We start from the raw sequence: 16,733 nt of genomic DNA on the forward strand, positions 1-16,733 counted from the left end.
GGCGTCGCGTGCTGCGAGTTGAAGCGGGCTGCGTCACCCGCGCTGCAAATGCGCATCGACGAGCGGCGCGAGCGTATCCGCATGCACGGCCGCGAGATCGTGGCGGCCGCCCGGCACCACATGCAGCTGCGCATCGGGCAGCCGTTCGAGCAGGCGCCGGCCGGCTGCGACGGGGCTGATCGGGTCGTCGTCGCCCCACAGCAGCAGCGTCGGTTGCGTGATGCGGCCGATGTCGTGCGACAGGTCGGCGCGCAACGTCAGGAACCAGTCGGGCAACTGCGGATTCGCTTCCGCGAAGCCGGCGCGCCAGTCCCGCGCGCCGAGCCCTTGCATGTCGAGGCCGCCGGACGTGACCGTCAGCACCAGGTGCGTGACGTGTTCCGTGCGCTCGAGTGCCGCGCGCATTGCGATCACGCCACCCATCGACTGGGCGATCAGCGCGGTCGGCCGGTCGATCGCGGTCAGCACTTGGCGCACGAGGCCGTCGAAGTCGTCGACGGCCGGATCGCGCGGCGTGTCGCCGAAGCCCGGATAGCCGACGATCCGTCGTTCGGCCGGATGCGCGAGCCGGCTCGCGAGCGGTTGCCAGAATGCGGTGCTGCCCGAAGCGCCGGGCAGGAACAGCAGTTGCGATGGAACGGGCATGGTGGCGCGGTTCTCCAGTGAACGAAGCAGGGTGAACGGAACGCGGCGATGCGTCAGCACCGGCCGGTGCGCAGCGCGACGGTCCAGTCGTCGCGGCCGCGCGATGCCGCGGTGGCGGCGGCCGTGTGCCAGTCGTATGCGACTGCATGGAATTCGGTGTGCCAGCCGTCGGGCGTGCGCGACACCATCGCGTAGCGCGCATGCGGCGAACCCGTCTCGATCCGGTGCGGATGAGGTTGATCGTCGCGGTACGCCTGCAGCCCGACGCTGCCCGGATTGACGATCAGCCGGCCGTCGTCGAGCTTCGCCAGGCGCGGCACATGCGTGTGGCCGCACAGGATCAGCGATGCCGGCTCGTCGCCTGCCCGCTGCGCGATTTCATCGGGCGTCGCGGCGCGGCAGCCGTCGGGCGTCACCGTTTCGAGGAAATAGACGAGGTCGCTGGCGGGCGTGCCATGCACCAGCAGCACGTCGTCGCCGAGCGTCAGGCGTTCGGGTAGCGCGGCGATCCAGGCGCGCTGGTCGTCGCGTAGCGTGTCGTGTGCCCAGCGGTCCGACAGCCGCATCGCTTCGCGATCGCCGGTCAGCAATTGCCGTTCGTGATTGCCCTTGATGGTCGGCAGGTCGAGCGCGATCAGGCGGTCGGCTGTTTCGGCCGGATGGAGCGCGCCCGACACGATGTCGCCGAGATTGACGATCACGTCGGCGCCGCGGCGGCGCACGTCGTCGAGCACTGCGTCGAGCGCGGCGAGGTTGCCGTGGATGTCGGACAGCGCGGCGATTTTCATGGCGGGGAAGTCGGTGCGGGGAACGGCGATTGTCGCGAATTCGGCGCAGATCGTCCAATCGCGTCGACGGCGGGCAGGCACGCGAGTCGAGCGTCGGTCCGTCGGTCAGTCAGGGCTTCAGTCCGTCGCGAGGCGCGCGTACATCGCGAAATCGCCCGGCACGCCGCGCACCATCCGGTACGCCCGCAGCAGCCCTTCGTACCGGTAGCCGCATTTGTGCAGCACGCGCGTGGAGCCGGCGTTGCTGGTCAGCACGACGCCCTGGATGCGCATGAAGCCGCCGTCGGCGAACGCCCATGCGGTGACGCTCGCGCACAGCGCGCTTGCGATGCCGCGCCCCCAGTGCGACGGCGCGAGGTCGTAGGCGATTTCGGCCGAGCGGTTCGCGGTGGACACCGTATGCAGCCCGATCGTCCCGGCGAGCGTGCCCGATGCGTCGTCGACGATCGCGAGACGGCGGATCGAATCCGGGTGAGTCGATTCGATGCCGTCGAACAGCGGCAGCAGATCGTCGCGCGAGCACAGGTTCCAGCTCGTATGGCGGACCACGTCGGGGTTCGACAGGTACGCGTACCACGCGTCGAGGTCCGCGCGGTCGAGCTGGCGGAGCGACACGCCGGGGTAGCCGCAGGCGGGCGGCGCGTCGATTCTCATCGCGGACCCTCGCGCATGCCGATGCCCCTACGCGGCATGACGCCGGTACCGCGCGCCGACGCCAAGCGCGACCGCGACGATCAGCACGGCATCGGACAGCATCGCGCCGGCGAAACCGCAGGCCGCGCCGCGCACGCCGTAGCGCGAGCCGTTGGTCAGCGCGAGCAGCACGGTCGGGCCAGGCGTCGCGATCCCGACGAACGCGACGGCCGCGAAGATCAGCAGGGTCGTTTGATGCATGTCGAAGGCTCCCGGTGGAACGCGCGTGCTGGATTATCGAGCGCGCGTCCCCGCGCTGTACAGCGACGGGACGGCCGCCACGCCGCTGACTATCTCGATTTTGGAAATAAACTGTTTTCATTATTGCGCTATCGATCGGAACCGGTTCCAACTACCATGGCGGGCCGCAGCGGGCATGCCCGCCGCATCGTCGCGCGCGTGTATCGCACGCGCGCGTTCCCGTGTGCGGACGCCATCGGCCTCGCATGCCGGCGGATCTCGCCGACCGCACGCGCTACTCGCATAGAACAACGGGTTCACCACCCGGAGACGCTAAAACCATGAACAAGCAACTGATCGCAGCACCGCTGCTGCTCTCGCTCGCGGGTATCGCATCCGCGCAAAGCTCCGTCACGCTGTACGGCATCGTCGACGCGGGCGTGACCTATCGCAGCAACGAACGGGTCGGCTCGCCGGGCGCCTACACCGGGCATTCGGACGTCGCGCTGACCACCGGCAACCTGTCCGGCAGCCGCTGGGGCATCAAGGGTTCCGAGGATCTCGGCGGCGGGATGCGCGCGCTGTTCGTGCTCGAGAACGGCTTCGACATCACCAACGGCACGTCGGGCCAGGGTGGCCGCCAGTTCGGCCGCCAGGCGTTCGTCGGTGTCGGCAGCGACCGCTACGGCACGGTCACGCTCGGCCGCCAGTACACGTCGCTCGACGACTTCGTGAGCCCGGTCGGCCCGTCGTCGTTCATCGGCGGCTTCGGCGCGCACCCGGGCGATATCGACGATCTCGACCAGACCGCGCGCGTCGACAGCTCGATCAAGTACACGAGCGCGAACTACTCGGGCTTCACGTTCGGCGCGCTGTACGGTTTCGGCAGCCAGCCGGGCAGCATGAAGCAGCGCAACACGTGGAGCGTCGGCGCGGCGTACGCGGCGGGGCCGCTGCGCGTGGGTGTCGGCTACGAGCGCTCGGACAACAGCAAGACGGGCGCGACCGACCCGACGGCCGGCAAGTGGCAGAGCACGGACGACGGCCTGTTCAACTCGTCGATCAACGAAGGCTACGCGAGCGCGCAATCGCAGCAGGTCATCGCGACCGGCGCGACGTACGACTTCGGCGCGGCCGTGGTCGGCGTGAACTACAGCAACGTGCAGTACCGGAGCGGCGCCCAGTCGCTGTTCAACGGCCATGCGACCTTCAACGTCGCGGGCGTGTTCACGCGCTGGAACGTGCGGCCGCAGACGCAGCTGTTCGCCGGCTACAGCTACACGCGCGGTAGCGACGTCGACGGCATCGACGACCGCGCGCAGTATCACAACGTCACGCTCGGCGCGGTCTACGACCTGTCGAAGCGCACCAGCGTGTACCTGCTCGGTGCGTACCAGCGTGCGTCCGGCACGACGCTCGACGCGCTCGGCCGGCCGGTGGCGGCGACCGCGTCGGTCTCCGACAAGGCGAACAGCCACTCGTCCGACTCGCGTTCGCAGGCGATCGTCAGCCTCGGCCTGCGCCAGAAGTTCTGACGCCACGCGCGTGACCGGCAGCGGCGGCGCGCGCGATGCGGGCCGCCGGTCGCGCGGCTCGCCCCTATACTGTCGCCTCCTTGTTCCAGGAGGCAACATGACCCGAACGCATTCCGCGAGCTGCCGGTGCGGCGCCGTCACCGTTACGTTGCATGGCGAGCCGGCGGCGCGCGCGAATTGCCATTGCGCGACGTGCCGCGATTTCTACGGCACGCCGATGCTGTCCGCGACCGCGTGGCCGCCGGAGCAGGTGTCCGTCACGGGCACCGACGCGACATTCCCGCATCCGTCGAAGTCGATGTCGCGCACGTGGTGCGCGGCGTGCGGCGAGATCGTGTTCGGCACGAACCGGCTCGGCATGCGCGTCGTGCCGAACAGCCTGGCCGCGCGCGCGCATGGCGGGCGACTGCCCGACGCACTGCGGCCGACGATGCATCTGTTTTACCGGCAGCGTGTGATCGACGTCGCCGATGCGCTGCCCAAGTACCTCGACGGCTGGGACGGCCCGACGCTCGACACCGCGAGCTGACCCGCGCCTGCCGCACGCCCGGCCGGCGTGCGGCCCGTCCTGTTCCCCTCCGGCCGCATCATCGTTCGCCGCGCGTGCGGCATCTCTCCATCCCGATCGGCAACGGCATCGCGCCGCGCATCGCGTTACTTCACTTCTTCACGATTTTCCGGGCAATCCGGCACGCATCGCGCGCGTGCAGTTGCGTAATCAGGAATGCGCAGGATAATATTTTTTCCCTTTCATTTTAATTTCGATTTGTAATCATCGAGTCGAATTGCCGGCAATGAAAAATCAACGCGTCCAAATCAGAAAAAATGACGCGTTCGCATTGGGAAATCCGGAAGAAAGTGCCGGGGCGGACGGGGCGCCACTGCGCTGTCTGGCAGGGTGGGGTGGCGCTGTTCCCGGAATGGTCCAGCGTTGGTCAACCAGCGTTGCGAGGTAAAAGAAGGTAATGAGTAATTCGCAGTGGCAATGAGCCGGTTTTTTCGGAAATCACCAATATTTCATGCGCGGCGAATTACAGTGTCGAAAAACGATCGTCCGGGAGCATCATTCATGTTATCGAAACAGATTCGCGCGGCATTGGTTGGGTTGTGCATGGCAATGCTGGCGTCCGTCAGTCACGCCCAGGTGCAGTACACGACGGACTGGCTCGCGAACACGTTCGGTACGCTGGTCACGCACGTCGGCAACGGCGCGCGTTCGCTGTGGGTCGCGCCCGAGGGCGTGATCTATACGGCGTCGCGCTGGGACGAGAACGCGGGCGGCGTCGCGATCTACCAGAACGGCCAGACGCTCGGCACGATCGGCATCCATGACGAATTCCAGGGCGGCGCGATCACCGGCAACGCGAACGCGCTGTTCGTTGCGCTCGGCTACAACCGCACGTTCGGCAGCGGCTCGGTCGGCCGCTACAACCGCAGCACGAATCAGCGCGACCTGCGCATCCCGGTCAGCACGTGGACGGGCATCCAGTACGCGGACGTGGTCACGGGTCTCGCGACGACGGGCAACCTGCTGTATGTGAGCGACTTCTACGGCAACCGCGTGCGCGTCTATACGACGGACGGCGTGTGGCAGCGCGACATCAGCGTATCGGGGCCCGGCGCGCTGGCGCTCGACGCGGCCGGCAACCTGTGGGTCGCGCGCAAGAGCGCGGGCGTCGTCGCGCAGTTCAGCCCGGCCGGCACGGCGATGAGCACGATCCAGATGGCCGCTCGCGCGCGGCCGGCGTCGCTGTATTTCGATGCGCCGAGCGGGCAGTTGCTGGTGGGCGACGAAGGCCCCGACATGAACATCAAGATGTACACGCTCGCTGGCCAGCCCGCGCAGGTCGGTACGTTCGGCGTGCAGGGCGGCTATCTGGACACGACGTCGGGCATCAAGGGGCAGGTCGGCGACAAGCGCTTCACGCGGGTCGCGGGCATCGGCAAGGACGCTGCCGGCAACCTGTACGTGCTGAACAACGCATGGGGCGGCGGCTGGGATCTCGGGCGCAACGGCAGCACCGACCTCCATTCGTACAGCCCGACGGGTGCGCTGCAATGGAAGCTGCAGGCGCTGAACTTCGAGGGCGCCGCCGCGCCCGACCCGTTGACCGACGGCGCGTTCTTCTACAGCGGCAACAACGTGTACACCGGCACGGCGGGCGGCACGTTCGTCGCCAACACGATCGATCCGTTCACCTATCCGAAGGACCCGCGCCTCGACATGAAAGACTACCAGCGCGGCCAGCATTTCGGCCAGCTTGCGCAGGTGAACGGCCACCGGATGCTGGTCGCGACCGGGCAGAATCCGGGCAACTACAACCTCTATCACTTCAACAGCGCGAGCGGCTACATCGCGATTCCGGACGGCTCGATTCCCGGCAAGCCGTTCAACACGACCCTGCAGGTGACGGCCGGGTTCGCGCTCGACGACAACGGCGACGTGTGGGCCGGGCTCGATCACACCAACAACATCTCGCACTATCCGATGACGGGTTTCGACGCGACCGGGAAACCGTCATGGGGCAAGCCGACGCAGATCCCGATTCCGCGCACCGTGCTGCCGCTCACGCGGATCATCTACCAGGCCGACAGCGATACGATGATCCTCGCGCAGGGCATCTCGGGCAGCTGGGACTGGACCGCGATGAACGGGCACATCGAGGTCTATCGCGGCTGGAAGGGCGGTAACACGAGCACGCCGAACGTGGCGATCAACCTGACGAGCGCGAACCCGAAATCGATGGCGGCGGCCGGCCACTACCTGTTCGTCGGCTACGTGCACACGGTGCCGAACGTCGACGTGTTCGACCTGAACACCGGCAGCCTCGTCACCACGCTGACGAACTCGAACACGTCGGCGATGGACGTCGGCAACGACGTCGACTCGATGTACGGCATCCGTGCGTACCTGCGCTCGACCGGCGAGTACGTGATCACGAAGGACAACTACAACGGGTCGAGCCTCGTCGTGTATCGCTGGCATCCGTGATCATGCGGGCCGCGCCGGCCGGGTCTCATGGCGCGCCGAGCACGCGGCCGTTCACCTCGCGCCCGTACATCGAGTCGGGCGTGTCGTGGAATTTCGCGCGGGTGTCCTGCACGGTGCCGGTGAAACGCGGGTCCTGCGGGCGCTCGTGGCTGTCCATGAAGGTCGCGACGTCCCACGCTTGCTGATCGGTCAGCGTGCCGCCGAGCCCGAGCGGCATGTTGGCCTTCACGAAGCCGGCTGCGTTGCGGATGTCGCCCATCCCGGCGCCCCAGTTGAACGAGCGCGCGCCCCAGAGCGCCGGAAAGACCGGCTTGCCGCCGCTTGATTGCCCCTGGCCGTCCGCGCCATGACACAGCGCGCAGTGCTGCGTGTAGACGGCGGCGCCGCGTGCGTAGTCGGCCTTCTGCGCGGGCGGCGGCAGTTTCGGGAAGCCTTGCCCGGGCAGCTTCGTGCCGACCGGCGCACCCTTCGCGAGCCAGTACGAATAGGTTTCGAGCGCAACGAGGATCGGGTCGCCGGCCGGCGGCGCCTTGCCGTTCATGCTGTAGCGAAAGCATCCCTGCAGGCGTTCGGCGAACGTGTTCACGTGGCCGTTCTTGCTGCGGTAGGCCGGGTACAGCAGGTACGCGGCCCACATCGGGCTCGAATCGGGCCGGCGGCCCGCGTCGAGGTGGCAGCTCGCGCAGGTCAGCTTGTTGCCGACGTACTTGCCTGCGAACTCGGGCGTGTGCAGGAAGATCTGCTCGCCGAGCTTCACGGTCTTGCCGAAGTCGTCGGCGGGTAGCGCGGCTTCGGCCGGCGGCGTGAACGGCTTCGCCGCCGCGGCGGGAAGGGCGGCCGCAGCGGGTGAGGAGGCCGCGGGTGCGGAAGCCGCGGCCGGTGCGTCCTGCGGCGCGGTCGCGCAGGCGAGCGCGGGCATCCAGGCCGCGCCGAGCAGCGCGGCGCGGGCGCGGCGGATCAGCTTCGTGCGGTCGATCATTGTTTGTCTCCGTTCGCGGCGCCGCCGCGCGCATAGTAGGCGGCCACCGCGTCGATATCGGCGTCGGACAGCTTGCCGGCGATCATCGGCATCAGTGCCATCGGGCCGGGCGAGCGCGTGCCGTGCTTCCAGCCGTTCAACTGGCCGGCGATATACGCGGCCGGTTGGCCCGCGAGCGGCGGAAACGCGGTGCCCACGCCGAGGCCGCCCGCGCCGTGGCATTGCGCACACGCGGGCAGGCCCTGCGACCAGCGCCCGCGCGCCGCGAGCCATGCGCCGGTGTTCGCCGGATCGATGGTGGTGGTGTCGGCCGCGGCGATCGCGGGCGGCGCGGGCAGGCTCGCGAAATACGCGGAAACCGCGTCGCGCTCGTGCGGCGACAGCAGTTTCGCGAGCGGCTGCATGACCGGGTTCTGGCGGCTGCCGTCCGCGAACGCGGCCAGCTGCGCGGACAGGTACGCGGCGTTCGTGCCGGCGAGGCGCGGGAAGCCGGCGGCCGCGTTGCCTTCGCCCTGCGCGCCGTGGCAGCCGATGCATGCGGCCACGCCCGTCGTCGTGCCCTGGGTGGCGATCGTCTTGCCGAGCGTGGTGTCGTCCGCGCGGGCGTTGCCGGCCAAGAGCGCGGCCGCGGCGAGCAGCAGCGGCGCGAGCCGGCGTCGCGGGTTGTCGACCGAATCGTTCACGTGTCCCCTCCTTGTTGTCTATCTTATGACGCGTGCGCACGCACGGTCAGCCCGCGTCGGGCCGGTCTTGCGGTGGCGCAAGATGCGGCGCCGGTGCCGCCGCGTCGTATTGCCCGAAGCCGTAGCGCGCGAAAATCCGGAATGCCTCGGGCGACCGGATGAATGCCAGCCACGCGCGCGCGGCTTCCGGATGCGGCGCGTGCTTCACCATCGCGCCCGCATAGATCGCCGTCGTATTGTGCGCGGCCGGAATGTCGATGTGCATCAGCGGATGCCCGACCTGTTCCTGGAACGCCGCTTCCGATTGCCACAGCACGCCGGCGTCCGCGCGGCCCTGCATCAGGAACAGCGCGGTTTCCCGATGATGGATGTGGGTGAGCTCGGTCGCGCCGGTGCGCACCTTGTCGTCGTAGACGGTGCGCGCGAGTGCATCGCCGCGGGCCTTCACGAGCGACGCGCGAATCTGCCGCGCGACGCCTTCGAATGCCGGGTTCGGCATCGCGAGCTTCACGTCGGGCCGTGCGAGATCGTTCAGCGACGCGATGTGCTTCGGATTGCCGGCGCGCACCATGATCGTCAGCTGGTTCGTCACGTAGGGCACGGCCGGGCCGTCGAGCGTGCCGTCCGCGATCAGGTCGTTGATCTTTCCGAGCCCCGCGAAATACGCGTCGGGCTTCACCGTCCACGTCATGTTGCCGACGGTGATCGTGCCGCCGGCGTGAATCTGCTTCACGAGCAGGCCCGGCGGGATCGTTTCCCAGTAGATGCGGCCGCGGTAGTCGGGATGGTCTTCCTCGAACTTCGCGACGAGTGGCGCCATCGCGAAGAAATAGTTGCCGCCGACGTACAGCACGAGCTTCGGTGCGGTGAGATCGCCGTGGAAGTCGGCGAGCACATCGACCTGCGGCACCGTGAATTCGAGGCCGCGATTCGTCGCGTCGTTGTTGCGGCCGTCTTGCCACGGCGGAAAGGCGCTGGCTGACGGGTCGCCCGGTGCGGCGAGCGACAGCGCCGACGAGCAGCAGAGCGCGGCCAGCGCACCATGCAGCGTCGCGCGCCACCGGTGCCGCAATGGAGAGGGCGTGCGGATCGATGTCATCGTGTGCGTCACTTCGCGTAAGTGAAACCGGCTTGTTGAAGTTCGGGCAGCGTGCCGACCGCGCCCGGCGTGACGATCGCCGCGGGAATCACGTGGTTGGTGAGGTCGGCGGCGAGTGCGTCGAGCGGCAGCTTGTCCGGGTTCGCGTGCGCGCCGTCGAGCCGTTCCGCGAGCTCCCAGATCGCGTTGTGGCACGACAGGAACACGACGCCGCGCTGCAGCAGCGCGGCGATGCTGTTGTCGTGCGACGAGAACGCGCCGTCTGCCAGTTCGTGGTCGTCGGCGTCTTTCGATTGCGCGGGTTTCGCGGCGAGCAGCGTGTTGGTCGCGAACGCGGCGCCCGCGAATTTCGCGAGGCCGTATTTGTCCCACGCCGCTTGATCGAACAGCGCGAGATGCGCGGCGCCGTGCGTCGCGGACACGACGAGGAAGTCAGGATGACCGAACGCCCAGATCTGTGCGTTCAGGGCATTGCGCATCAGGTTCAGCCACGGGCCGCCGAGCTCGGTGTTGTCCCATACCTGCTTCGGGCCGCCGCGATAGCCGATCACTTCCATGAGCGCCGCGTGATCCCATTGATCGGGGCGCTCGAGGATCATCGGCACGGTCTTGAAGTCGCGTCGTCGCGGCGTGGCCGCGAGCCTGCGGGTGAGATCGGCGATGCGCGTCGCGCCGCCGGGCAGCAGCGCGCCGGTTTCGGGTGTCGCCGCCTGAGCGACGCGCGAGGCGCCGAGCAGCGCGGTGCCGGCCGCGAGGCCGAGTGTCTTGAGCGCGCCGCGGCGCGCATGCCGGTCGGACATCGAACTCTCCCATATCGTTTTTGTGGGGGGCGTGCCGCATCGCTGTGCCGCGGCGAAGCGTCGCCATCGCGTAGCCAGTCTAGAGGCGCGCGATCGATACCGGAAATCGCGATATCGGATGGGAGATATTCGAGGGTCCGATGATTGGCTGAAACGACAAGGCCGCGCGGCGCCGACTCATGCGGTGCCGCGCGGCCTTCGTCAGCCGTAAAACGGTCAATGCGCGGTGCGTTCGCGCAGCACTTCCGACGGCCGCGCGTTGCGCACGAACACGCCGGCGAGCACCGCGCCCGCGAGTGCGATCGCGCCGGCCAGCACGAACGCGGACCCGAACGAGCCGCTGCGCTCGACGATGAAGCCGGTCACGGCCGGCCCGATCACGCCCGACAGGCTGCCCATGCAATGCAGGAAGCCGCTGACGCCGCCGACGCGGGCGGGATGCACGACGTCCTGCACGATCGCCCAGTAGATCGCGCCCGTCACGTACAGGAAGAACAGCGACACGGACATCAGCGCGACCGCGCCTTGCGTCGACTGCACGGTGCCCGCGACCGCCACGCACGCGCCGGCGCCGAGCAGACAGGTGACGAGCACGATCCGGCGCGACAGCAGCAGGTTGCCGGTGAGCCGGTACAGCGCATCCGAGATCGCGCCGCCGCACGCGAGGCCGACCGTGCCGACGAGCCAGGGCACGACGGTGGCGACACTCATCTCCTTGATGTTCAGATGATGCGCGCGCACGAGGTAGCTCGGGAACCAGCTCAGGAAGAAGAACAGCACGTAGTTGTAGCTGAAGAACGCGGCGGCCGTCGCGAGGATGCGCGGCTGGCGCACGTAGTGCGACAGCGTGTGCGCCGGCGTTGCGGCGCCGGCGGTAGCGGGCGCGTGGGCCGGCGTGGCTGCCGCCGGCACACCCGGTGCGTCGTTGACCGGCGTGGCCGGACGGTCCGACGTCGACATCATCCACACGACGACCCACGCGAGCCCGATCGCGCACACGATCCAGAAGGCCGGCCGCCAGCCGAACTGCACGGCCAGCAGGCCGACGATCGGCCCGGCGATCGCGCCGCCGAGCGGCGAGCCGGCGCTGAGCAGGCCCATCGCGGTCGCGGCGGCATCGCGCGGCAGCCAGTTGTTGACCATCTTGTTCGCGGCCGAGCACAGCGGCCCTTCGGCCATGCCGAACAGCAGCCGCACGATCAGCAGGCTCACGAAGCCGACGGTGAGCGCGGTCATCCCGCAGAACACCGACCACAGCCCGACCGACAGCACGTACACGAGCTTCGGCCCGAGCCGGTCAGACGCGAGTCCGCCGATGAAATTGAATAGCGCGTAGCCGATGAAGAACGTGCTGAACACGAGGCCCATCTGCGCGGCGTCGATGCCGAGATCGGTCTGCACGATCGGCGCGACGATCGACAGCGCGACGCGGTCGAGGTAGTTGATGCCATACACCAGGAACAGCAGGAACACCGTGAACCACGCCTGCGACTTCTGCTTCATGTTTGTCTCCTTCGTGCCGGTGGGCCGGCCGTCATGTCTTGTCTTGTCGATCGTTCGCCGCGTCGTGACGGACTTCGGCGGGCAGGGGCCTTGCGCGGTTAGCTTCGACTGCGGCGAACCGTGGTAAGCGTTCGTTCAGCGCGAGCACAACGGCGCGAGCAGCGCGTCGGTGCCGTGCGCGCGCAGCGTCGACAGATGCGCAGCGACGCGCGCGATCAACGCATCGGGCCATGCAGTCGAACCGGCGAGCGCGGTGCTGCCGAGTGCCGCGCGGACCGCGCCGGTGGCATCGCCGGCTGTCGCCAGCGTCGCGCCGAGCGCGGCCGCACCCGGATCGCTGATCGCGAGCGGCCGGCCCGATTCGTCGCGTGCGGTGGCGAGGTAGTGCAACCAGAGCGCCAGCGCGCGTTCTAGGTACGGACGTTCGACGCCGGCCGCCGCGCCTTCGCCGAGCGCCGGCAGCCAGCGCAGCGGCACCTTCTGCGTGCCGTCCATCGCGATCTGTTCGGTGCGATGCGCGAGCGTCGGATTGCGAAAGCGCTGCACGAGCGTCGCGCAATAGCCGTGCGCGTCGTAACCGGACGGCACGTCGACGGTCGCGAGCAGGTCGCGCGTCATCACGCCGTCGACGAGCGCCGCGATCGCCGGATCGGCCATTGCGTCGGACACGGTCGTGCGGCCGCGCAACTGCCCGGCATACGCGATGGCCGAATGCGAACCGTTCAGCAGCCGCAGCTTCATCGTTTCGTACGGCCGCACGTCGGCGACGAGGTGCGCGCCTGCGTCTTCCCAGCGCGGGCGCGGGCCGGCGAACCGATCCTCGATCACCCATTGCGAGAACGGCTCGCAGACGATCGCGGCCGCGTCCCGCGCGCCGAGATGCGCTTGCGCCCAGTCGAGCGATTCGGGTGTCGCGGCCGGCACGATCCGGTCGACCATGCTGTTCGGGAACGCGACGTCGTCGCGGATGCGCCGCGCGAGCGCGCCGTCGATGCGTTCTGCGTAGTCGATCAGCAGTGCGCTCAGCGTGTCGCCGTTCGACGTCATGTTGTCGCAGCAGACGACGGTGAGCGGCGCGTTCGCCGGCCGCAGGCGAAGGCCGGCGGCGATCACGCCGAGCGCGGTGCGCGGTGCGCCGGGCGTCGCGAGATCCTGGCGAATCGCGGGATCGTCGGCATCGAGACCGCCGCCGGGACGGCGGCAATAGCCTTTCTCGGTCACGGTCAGGCTGACGATCGACACGGCCGGATCGGCGATCAGCGCAAGCAGCGCAGGCAGGGAGTCGGGCGCGAACAGCGCGCCGTGCACCGCGCCGACGATCCGCGTGCGCGCGCCGTCGCCGTCGCGTTCGGTCACCGTGTACAGGTGATCCTGTGCGGCCAGCAGGTCGACGGTATGACGCCGCCGCAGCTCGACGCCGACGATCCCCCAGCGGAGGTCGCCCTGTTCGAGCACCGTTTCCGTATGCAGCGCCTGGTGGGCGCGATGGAATGCACCGAGGCCGAGATGGACGATGCCGGTGCGGACCGCCTGCCGGTCATAACCGGGGCGGCGCGTGCCGGGCGGCGCGGTGCGCAGGAAATCAGGGGCGGATAACATGACGATAGGTTACGGTTTGTACCATGGTAGATGGCGTAGTGCGTGCAGGTTATTTCGAGTTAATCGACGAAGTTATCGGTGTAAACGCTAGATCGCTGGAATTCGACTGCTTCTGTACCATGGTAGATATCGATATCGAGTCGGATCAATCGCAACCATGAGCGAAACGGCAGCACTGGAAGAAGAGGACGTCGTCGTCACGGCGTTGCAGGGGTTCTCGCTGGACGAGAGCCGGTCGTATACGGAGCAGGTGCATGCGCTGCTGCGCCACGCGATCGTGCGCGGCGCGCTGCCGCCGCGCACCGCGCTGTCGGAGGCGGTGATCTCCACGACGATCAAGGTCAGCCGCACGCCGGTGCGCGAAGCGTTCGCGCAGCTTGCCGACGAGCGGCTCGTGCAGATCATCCGGAAGGTCGGCACGCTGGTCGCGCCGATTCCGGTGTCGATCCTCGAGGAAGGGCGGTTCGCGCGCAGCACGCTCGAATGCGCGAACCACGTCGAGCTCGCGCAGAAGATCACGCCGGCGCAGCTCGCGGAGCTGTCGCGGATCATCGACGCGCAGCGCGAGGCCGTGGCCGCGGGCGACGTCGAAGCGTTCTTCGATCTCGACGAGGCGATGCACGGCCAGATGTTCGCGTTCGCGGGCCGGCCGCACGTGTGGGAAATGCTGCAGCCGATGAAGCGCCAGTTCGACCGCGTGCGCTGGCTGCTGCTCGATCGCGTCGAGGATCACGCGCGCCGCGCGCTGCAGGAACACGAGCAGATCCTTGCGCACATCGCGTCGCGCAACATGGCGCTGCTCGGCGCGTCCGTCGCGACGCACGTCGACCGGATCGGCTCGCACCTGCCCGAAGTGCGCAGCCGCGCGCCCCATTACTTTGTCGACTGAACCGCCCGCTGGAGGAGCGCAGTGAAAATCGAACGCTTGCAGACCATCGTCACGTGTCCGGGCCGGAACTTCGTGACGGTGAAGATCGTGACCGACGAAGGCGTCTACGGCCTCGGCGACGCGACGCTCAACGGCCGCGAGCTCGCGGTGCGCGCGTATCTGGAGGACCACGTGTTCCCGTGCCTCGTCGGCCGCGACCCGCGCAACATCGAGGACATCTGGCAATACCTGTATCGCGGCGCGTACTGGCGGCGCGGACCCGTGACGATGACGGCGATCGCCGCGATCGACATGGCGCTGTGGGACATCAAGGGCAAGCTTGCCGGCATGCCCGTCTACCAGTTGCTCGGCGGCAAGAGCCGCGACGGCCTGATGGTGTACGGCCACGCGAACGGGCGCGATCACGAGGAAGCCGTCGATGCGGTGCGCGAGCACATCGAGGCCGGCTATCGCGCGATTCGCGTGCAATCGGGCGTGCCGGGGCTCGACAAGGTGTACGGCGTCGGCAAGACGGCTGGCGCGTACGAGCCAGCCGAGAAGGGGCTGCCGCCCGAGGAGCCGTGGGACACCGCGCTGTACCTGCGCCACACGCCGGAACTGTTCCGCAAGGTGCGCGACGCGGTCGGCGATGCGCCGCACCTGCTGCACGACGCGCATCACCGGCTCACGCCGATCGAGGCCGCGCGGCTCGGCCGCGATCTCGAACCGCATCGCCTGTTCTGGCTCGAGGACGCGACGCCAGCGGAGAACCAGGACGCGTTCCGCCTGATCCGCCAGCACACGACGACGCCGCTCGCGGTCGGCGAGGTATTCAACTCGATCTGGGATTGCAAGGACTTGATCCGCGACCAGCTGATCGACTACATCCGCGCGACGATCGTGCATGCCGGCGGCATCACGCACGTGCGGCGCATTGCCGACTACGCGGCGATGTACCAGGTGCGCACCGGGTTCCACGGCGCGACCGACCTGTCGCCCGTCTGCATGGCGGCGGCCGTGAACTTCGGGCTGTGGGCGCCGAACTTCGGCATCCAGGAACTGATGCCGCACAGCGCGCTGACCGATGAAGTGTTTCCGCACAGCTACCGCTTCGACGACGGTTATCTCGTGATGGACGACGTGCCGGGCCTCGGCGTCGACATCGACGAGACGCTGGCCGCGAAGTATCCGTACGAGCGCGCCTACCTGCCGGTCGCGCGGTTGCGCGACGGCTCGATGTGGAACTGGTGAGCGACGAAGATCCGAAGGAGAGAACCGAAATGTTGAGCGTCGTTGTCGATCGTCCGAACAGCATGGGCGTGCGCGAGGTGCCGCTGCCCGCGCCCGCCGCCGGCGAAGTGCGCGTGAAGGTGCGCTATGCGGGCATCTGCGGGTCGGACCTGCACATCTTTCACGGCAAGAATCCGTTCGTGTCGTACCCGCGCATCATCGGCCATGAATTCGTCGGCTCGATCGAGTCGGTCGGCGCGGGCGTCGACGCCGCGCGGCTCGGCGAGACCGTCGCGGTCGATCCGGTGATCAGCTGCGGGCATTGCCATGCGTGCACGATCGGCCGGCGCAACGTGTGCCGGCACCTGACCGTGCTCGGCGTGCATCGCGACGGCGGCTTCAGCGAGTACACGTGCGTGCCGGCCGGCAATGCATACCGGATTCCGGACGCGATCGCCGATACCTGCGCGGCGATCGTCGAGCCGTTCGCGGTCGCCGCGAACGCGACGTCGCGCACCGGTGTGCTGCCCGGCGATGTCGCGCTGATCTACGGCGCCGGCACCGTCGGACTGACGATCCTGCAGGTGCTCAAGCGCGTGTACGGCATTCGCGCGTTCATCACCGACCGGCTCGACTCGCGGCTGCAGCTCGCGCGCAAGTGCGGCGCGGCGGAGGACGAGATCATCAACACGAGCGTCGAGTCGCTGCCCGCCGCGCTGGAGCAGCGCGGCGTCGACGGCGGGCCGACGCTGATCTTCGATGCGGTCTGCCATCCGTCGATTCTCGAGGAGGCCGTGCGGATCGCCGCGCCGGCCGGCCGGATCGGCGTGCTCGGGTTTTCGTCGGAGCCGTCCGCGATCGTGCAGGCGGAGCTGACGAAGAAGGAGCTGACGCTGGCCGCATCGCGGCTCAACTGCGCGATGTTCCCGCAGGTGATCGACTGGATCGGCCGCGGGCTGATCCAGCCCGAGCACATCGTTACGCACAAGGTGGGCTTTCGCAACGTCGCGCAGGCGTTCGAGATGGCCGAACGCAATCCCGCGGAGAGCTGCAAGATCCTGCTCGACTTCGCGGGCGGCTGATACCGGTTCGTGTCGACGGCCGGGGGGGGCATCGCGCGTGTCGCGCCACCCCGGCCG

General features: G+C 68.5%; 15 protein-coding genes and 1 pseudogene. 6 read left to right on the forward strand and 10 right to left on the reverse strand.

Annotation, left to right across the window (positions count from 1 at the left end; all coding sequences use genetic code 11):
• Window positions 1–33 precede the first annotated feature (33 nt).
• The 4 genes and pseudogenes from GEM_RS16030 to GEM_RS16045 all read right to left on the reverse strand — a co-directional run.
• Window positions 34–645, reverse strand: a complete 612-nt coding sequence (locus GEM_RS16030) for an alpha/beta fold hydrolase (protein WP_014898401.1) — start codon at window positions 643–645, stop codon at window positions 34–36.
• Between the two features lie 53 nt (window positions 646–698).
• The gene (locus tag GEM_RS16035) at window positions 699–1,433 is read right to left on the reverse strand and encodes a metallophosphoesterase family protein (protein WP_014898402.1); all 735 of its coding nucleotides are present in this window, start codon (window positions 1,431–1,433) and stop codon (window positions 699–701) included.
• A 117-nt stretch (window positions 1,434–1,550) separates the two neighbouring features.
• The gene (locus GEM_RS16040; RefSeq protein ID WP_014898403.1) at window positions 1,551–2,087 is read right to left on the reverse strand and encodes a GNAT family N-acetyltransferase; all 537 of its coding nucleotides are present in this window, start codon (window positions 2,085–2,087) and stop codon (window positions 1,551–1,553) included.
• 51 nt (window positions 2,088–2,138) lie between these two features.
• Window positions 2,139–2,327, reverse strand: a pseudogene (locus GEM_RS16045) (LysE family transporter); the annotation flags it as partial.
• 320 nt (window positions 2,328–2,647) lie between these two features.
• On the opposite strand from GEM_RS16045, the gene GEM_RS16050 reads away from it, so the two are divergent.
• The 3 genes from GEM_RS16050 (at window position 2,648) to GEM_RS16060 (ending at window position 6,833) form a co-directional block, all read left to right on the forward strand.
• A complete protein-coding gene (locus tag GEM_RS16050; protein ID WP_014898405.1) occupies window positions 2,648–3,841 on the forward strand; it encodes a porin in 1,194 nt (397 codons plus the stop codon).
• 97 nt (window positions 3,842–3,938) lie between these two features.
• Window positions 3,939–4,370: a GFA family protein gene (locus GEM_RS16055; protein ID WP_014898406.1), complete on the forward strand. Its 432-nt coding sequence runs from the start codon at window positions 3,939–3,941 to the stop codon at window positions 4,368–4,370.
• A 540-nt stretch (window positions 4,371–4,910) separates the two neighbouring features.
• Window positions 4,911–6,833 carry an SMP-30/gluconolactonase/LRE family protein gene (locus GEM_RS16060; RefSeq protein WP_014898407.1) on the forward strand — a complete coding sequence of 641 codons (1,923 nt, stop codon included), beginning with the start codon at window positions 4,911–4,913 and terminating at the stop codon, window positions 6,831–6,833.
• Window positions 6,834–6,858: 25 nt separating this feature from the next.
• On the opposite strand, the gene GEM_RS16065 is transcribed toward GEM_RS16060, so the two are convergent.
• The 6 genes from GEM_RS16065 to GEM_RS16090 all read right to left on the reverse strand — a co-directional run bounded on the left by GEM_RS16065 (window position 6,859) and on the right by GEM_RS16090 (window position 13,496).
• Complete coding sequence (locus GEM_RS16065; protein ID WP_187293279.1) at window positions 6,859–7,752, reverse strand: c-type cytochrome; 894 nt, start codon at window positions 7,750–7,752, stop codon at window positions 6,859–6,861.
• Window positions 7,753–7,808: 56 nt separating this feature from the next.
• Window positions 7,809–8,495, reverse strand: coding sequence for a c-type cytochrome (locus tag GEM_RS16070; protein ID WP_014898409.1), 687 nt, complete (start codon window positions 8,493–8,495; stop codon window positions 7,809–7,811).
• Window positions 8,496–8,541: 46 nt separating this feature from the next.
• Complete coding sequence (locus tag GEM_RS16075; protein ID WP_014898410.1) at window positions 8,542–9,594, reverse strand: molybdate ABC transporter substrate-binding protein; 1,053 nt, start codon at window positions 9,592–9,594, stop codon at window positions 8,542–8,544.
• An 8-nt stretch (window positions 9,595–9,602) separates the two neighbouring features.
• Window positions 9,603–10,394 (reverse strand): hypothetical protein, encoded by a 792-nt coding sequence (locus GEM_RS16080; RefSeq protein WP_014898411.1) that lies wholly within the window; start codon window positions 10,392–10,394, stop codon window positions 9,603–9,605.
• A gap of 216 nt (window positions 10,395–10,610) precedes the next feature.
• The gene (locus tag GEM_RS16085) at window positions 10,611–11,897 is read right to left on the reverse strand and encodes an MFS transporter (protein WP_014898412.1); all 1,287 of its coding nucleotides are present in this window, start codon (window positions 11,895–11,897) and stop codon (window positions 10,611–10,613) included.
• 135 nt (window positions 11,898–12,032) lie between these two features.
• Complete coding sequence (locus GEM_RS16090; protein WP_014898413.1) at window positions 12,033–13,496, reverse strand: mannitol dehydrogenase family protein; 1,464 nt, start codon at window positions 13,494–13,496, stop codon at window positions 12,033–12,035.
• A 157-nt stretch (window positions 13,497–13,653) separates the two neighbouring features.
• On the opposite strand from GEM_RS16090, the gene GEM_RS16095 reads away from it, so the two are divergent.
• The 3 genes from GEM_RS16095 to GEM_RS16105 are packed head-to-tail and all read left to right on the forward strand — an operon-like array spanning window position 13,654 to window position 16,676.
• The gene (locus GEM_RS16095) at window positions 13,654–14,385 is read left to right on the forward strand and encodes a GntR family transcriptional regulator (protein ID WP_014898414.1); all 732 of its coding nucleotides are present in this window, start codon (window positions 13,654–13,656) and stop codon (window positions 14,383–14,385) included.
• A 21-nt stretch (window positions 14,386–14,406) separates the two neighbouring features.
• A complete protein-coding gene (gene manD, locus GEM_RS16100; protein WP_014898415.1) occupies window positions 14,407–15,615 on the forward strand; it encodes a D-mannonate dehydratase ManD in 1,209 nt (402 codons plus the stop codon).
• A 29-nt stretch (window positions 15,616–15,644) separates the two neighbouring features.
• Window positions 15,645–16,676, forward strand: coding sequence for a Zn-dependent oxidoreductase (locus GEM_RS16105; protein WP_014898416.1), 1,032 nt, complete (start codon window positions 15,645–15,647; stop codon window positions 16,674–16,676).
• Window positions 16,677–16,733: the final 57 nt, after the last annotated feature.

The sequence above is a fragment of the Burkholderia cepacia GG4 genome (assembly GCF_000292915.1).
Taxonomy (GTDB): domain Bacteria; phylum Pseudomonadota; class Gammaproteobacteria; order Burkholderiales; family Burkholderiaceae; genus Burkholderia; species Burkholderia cepacia_D.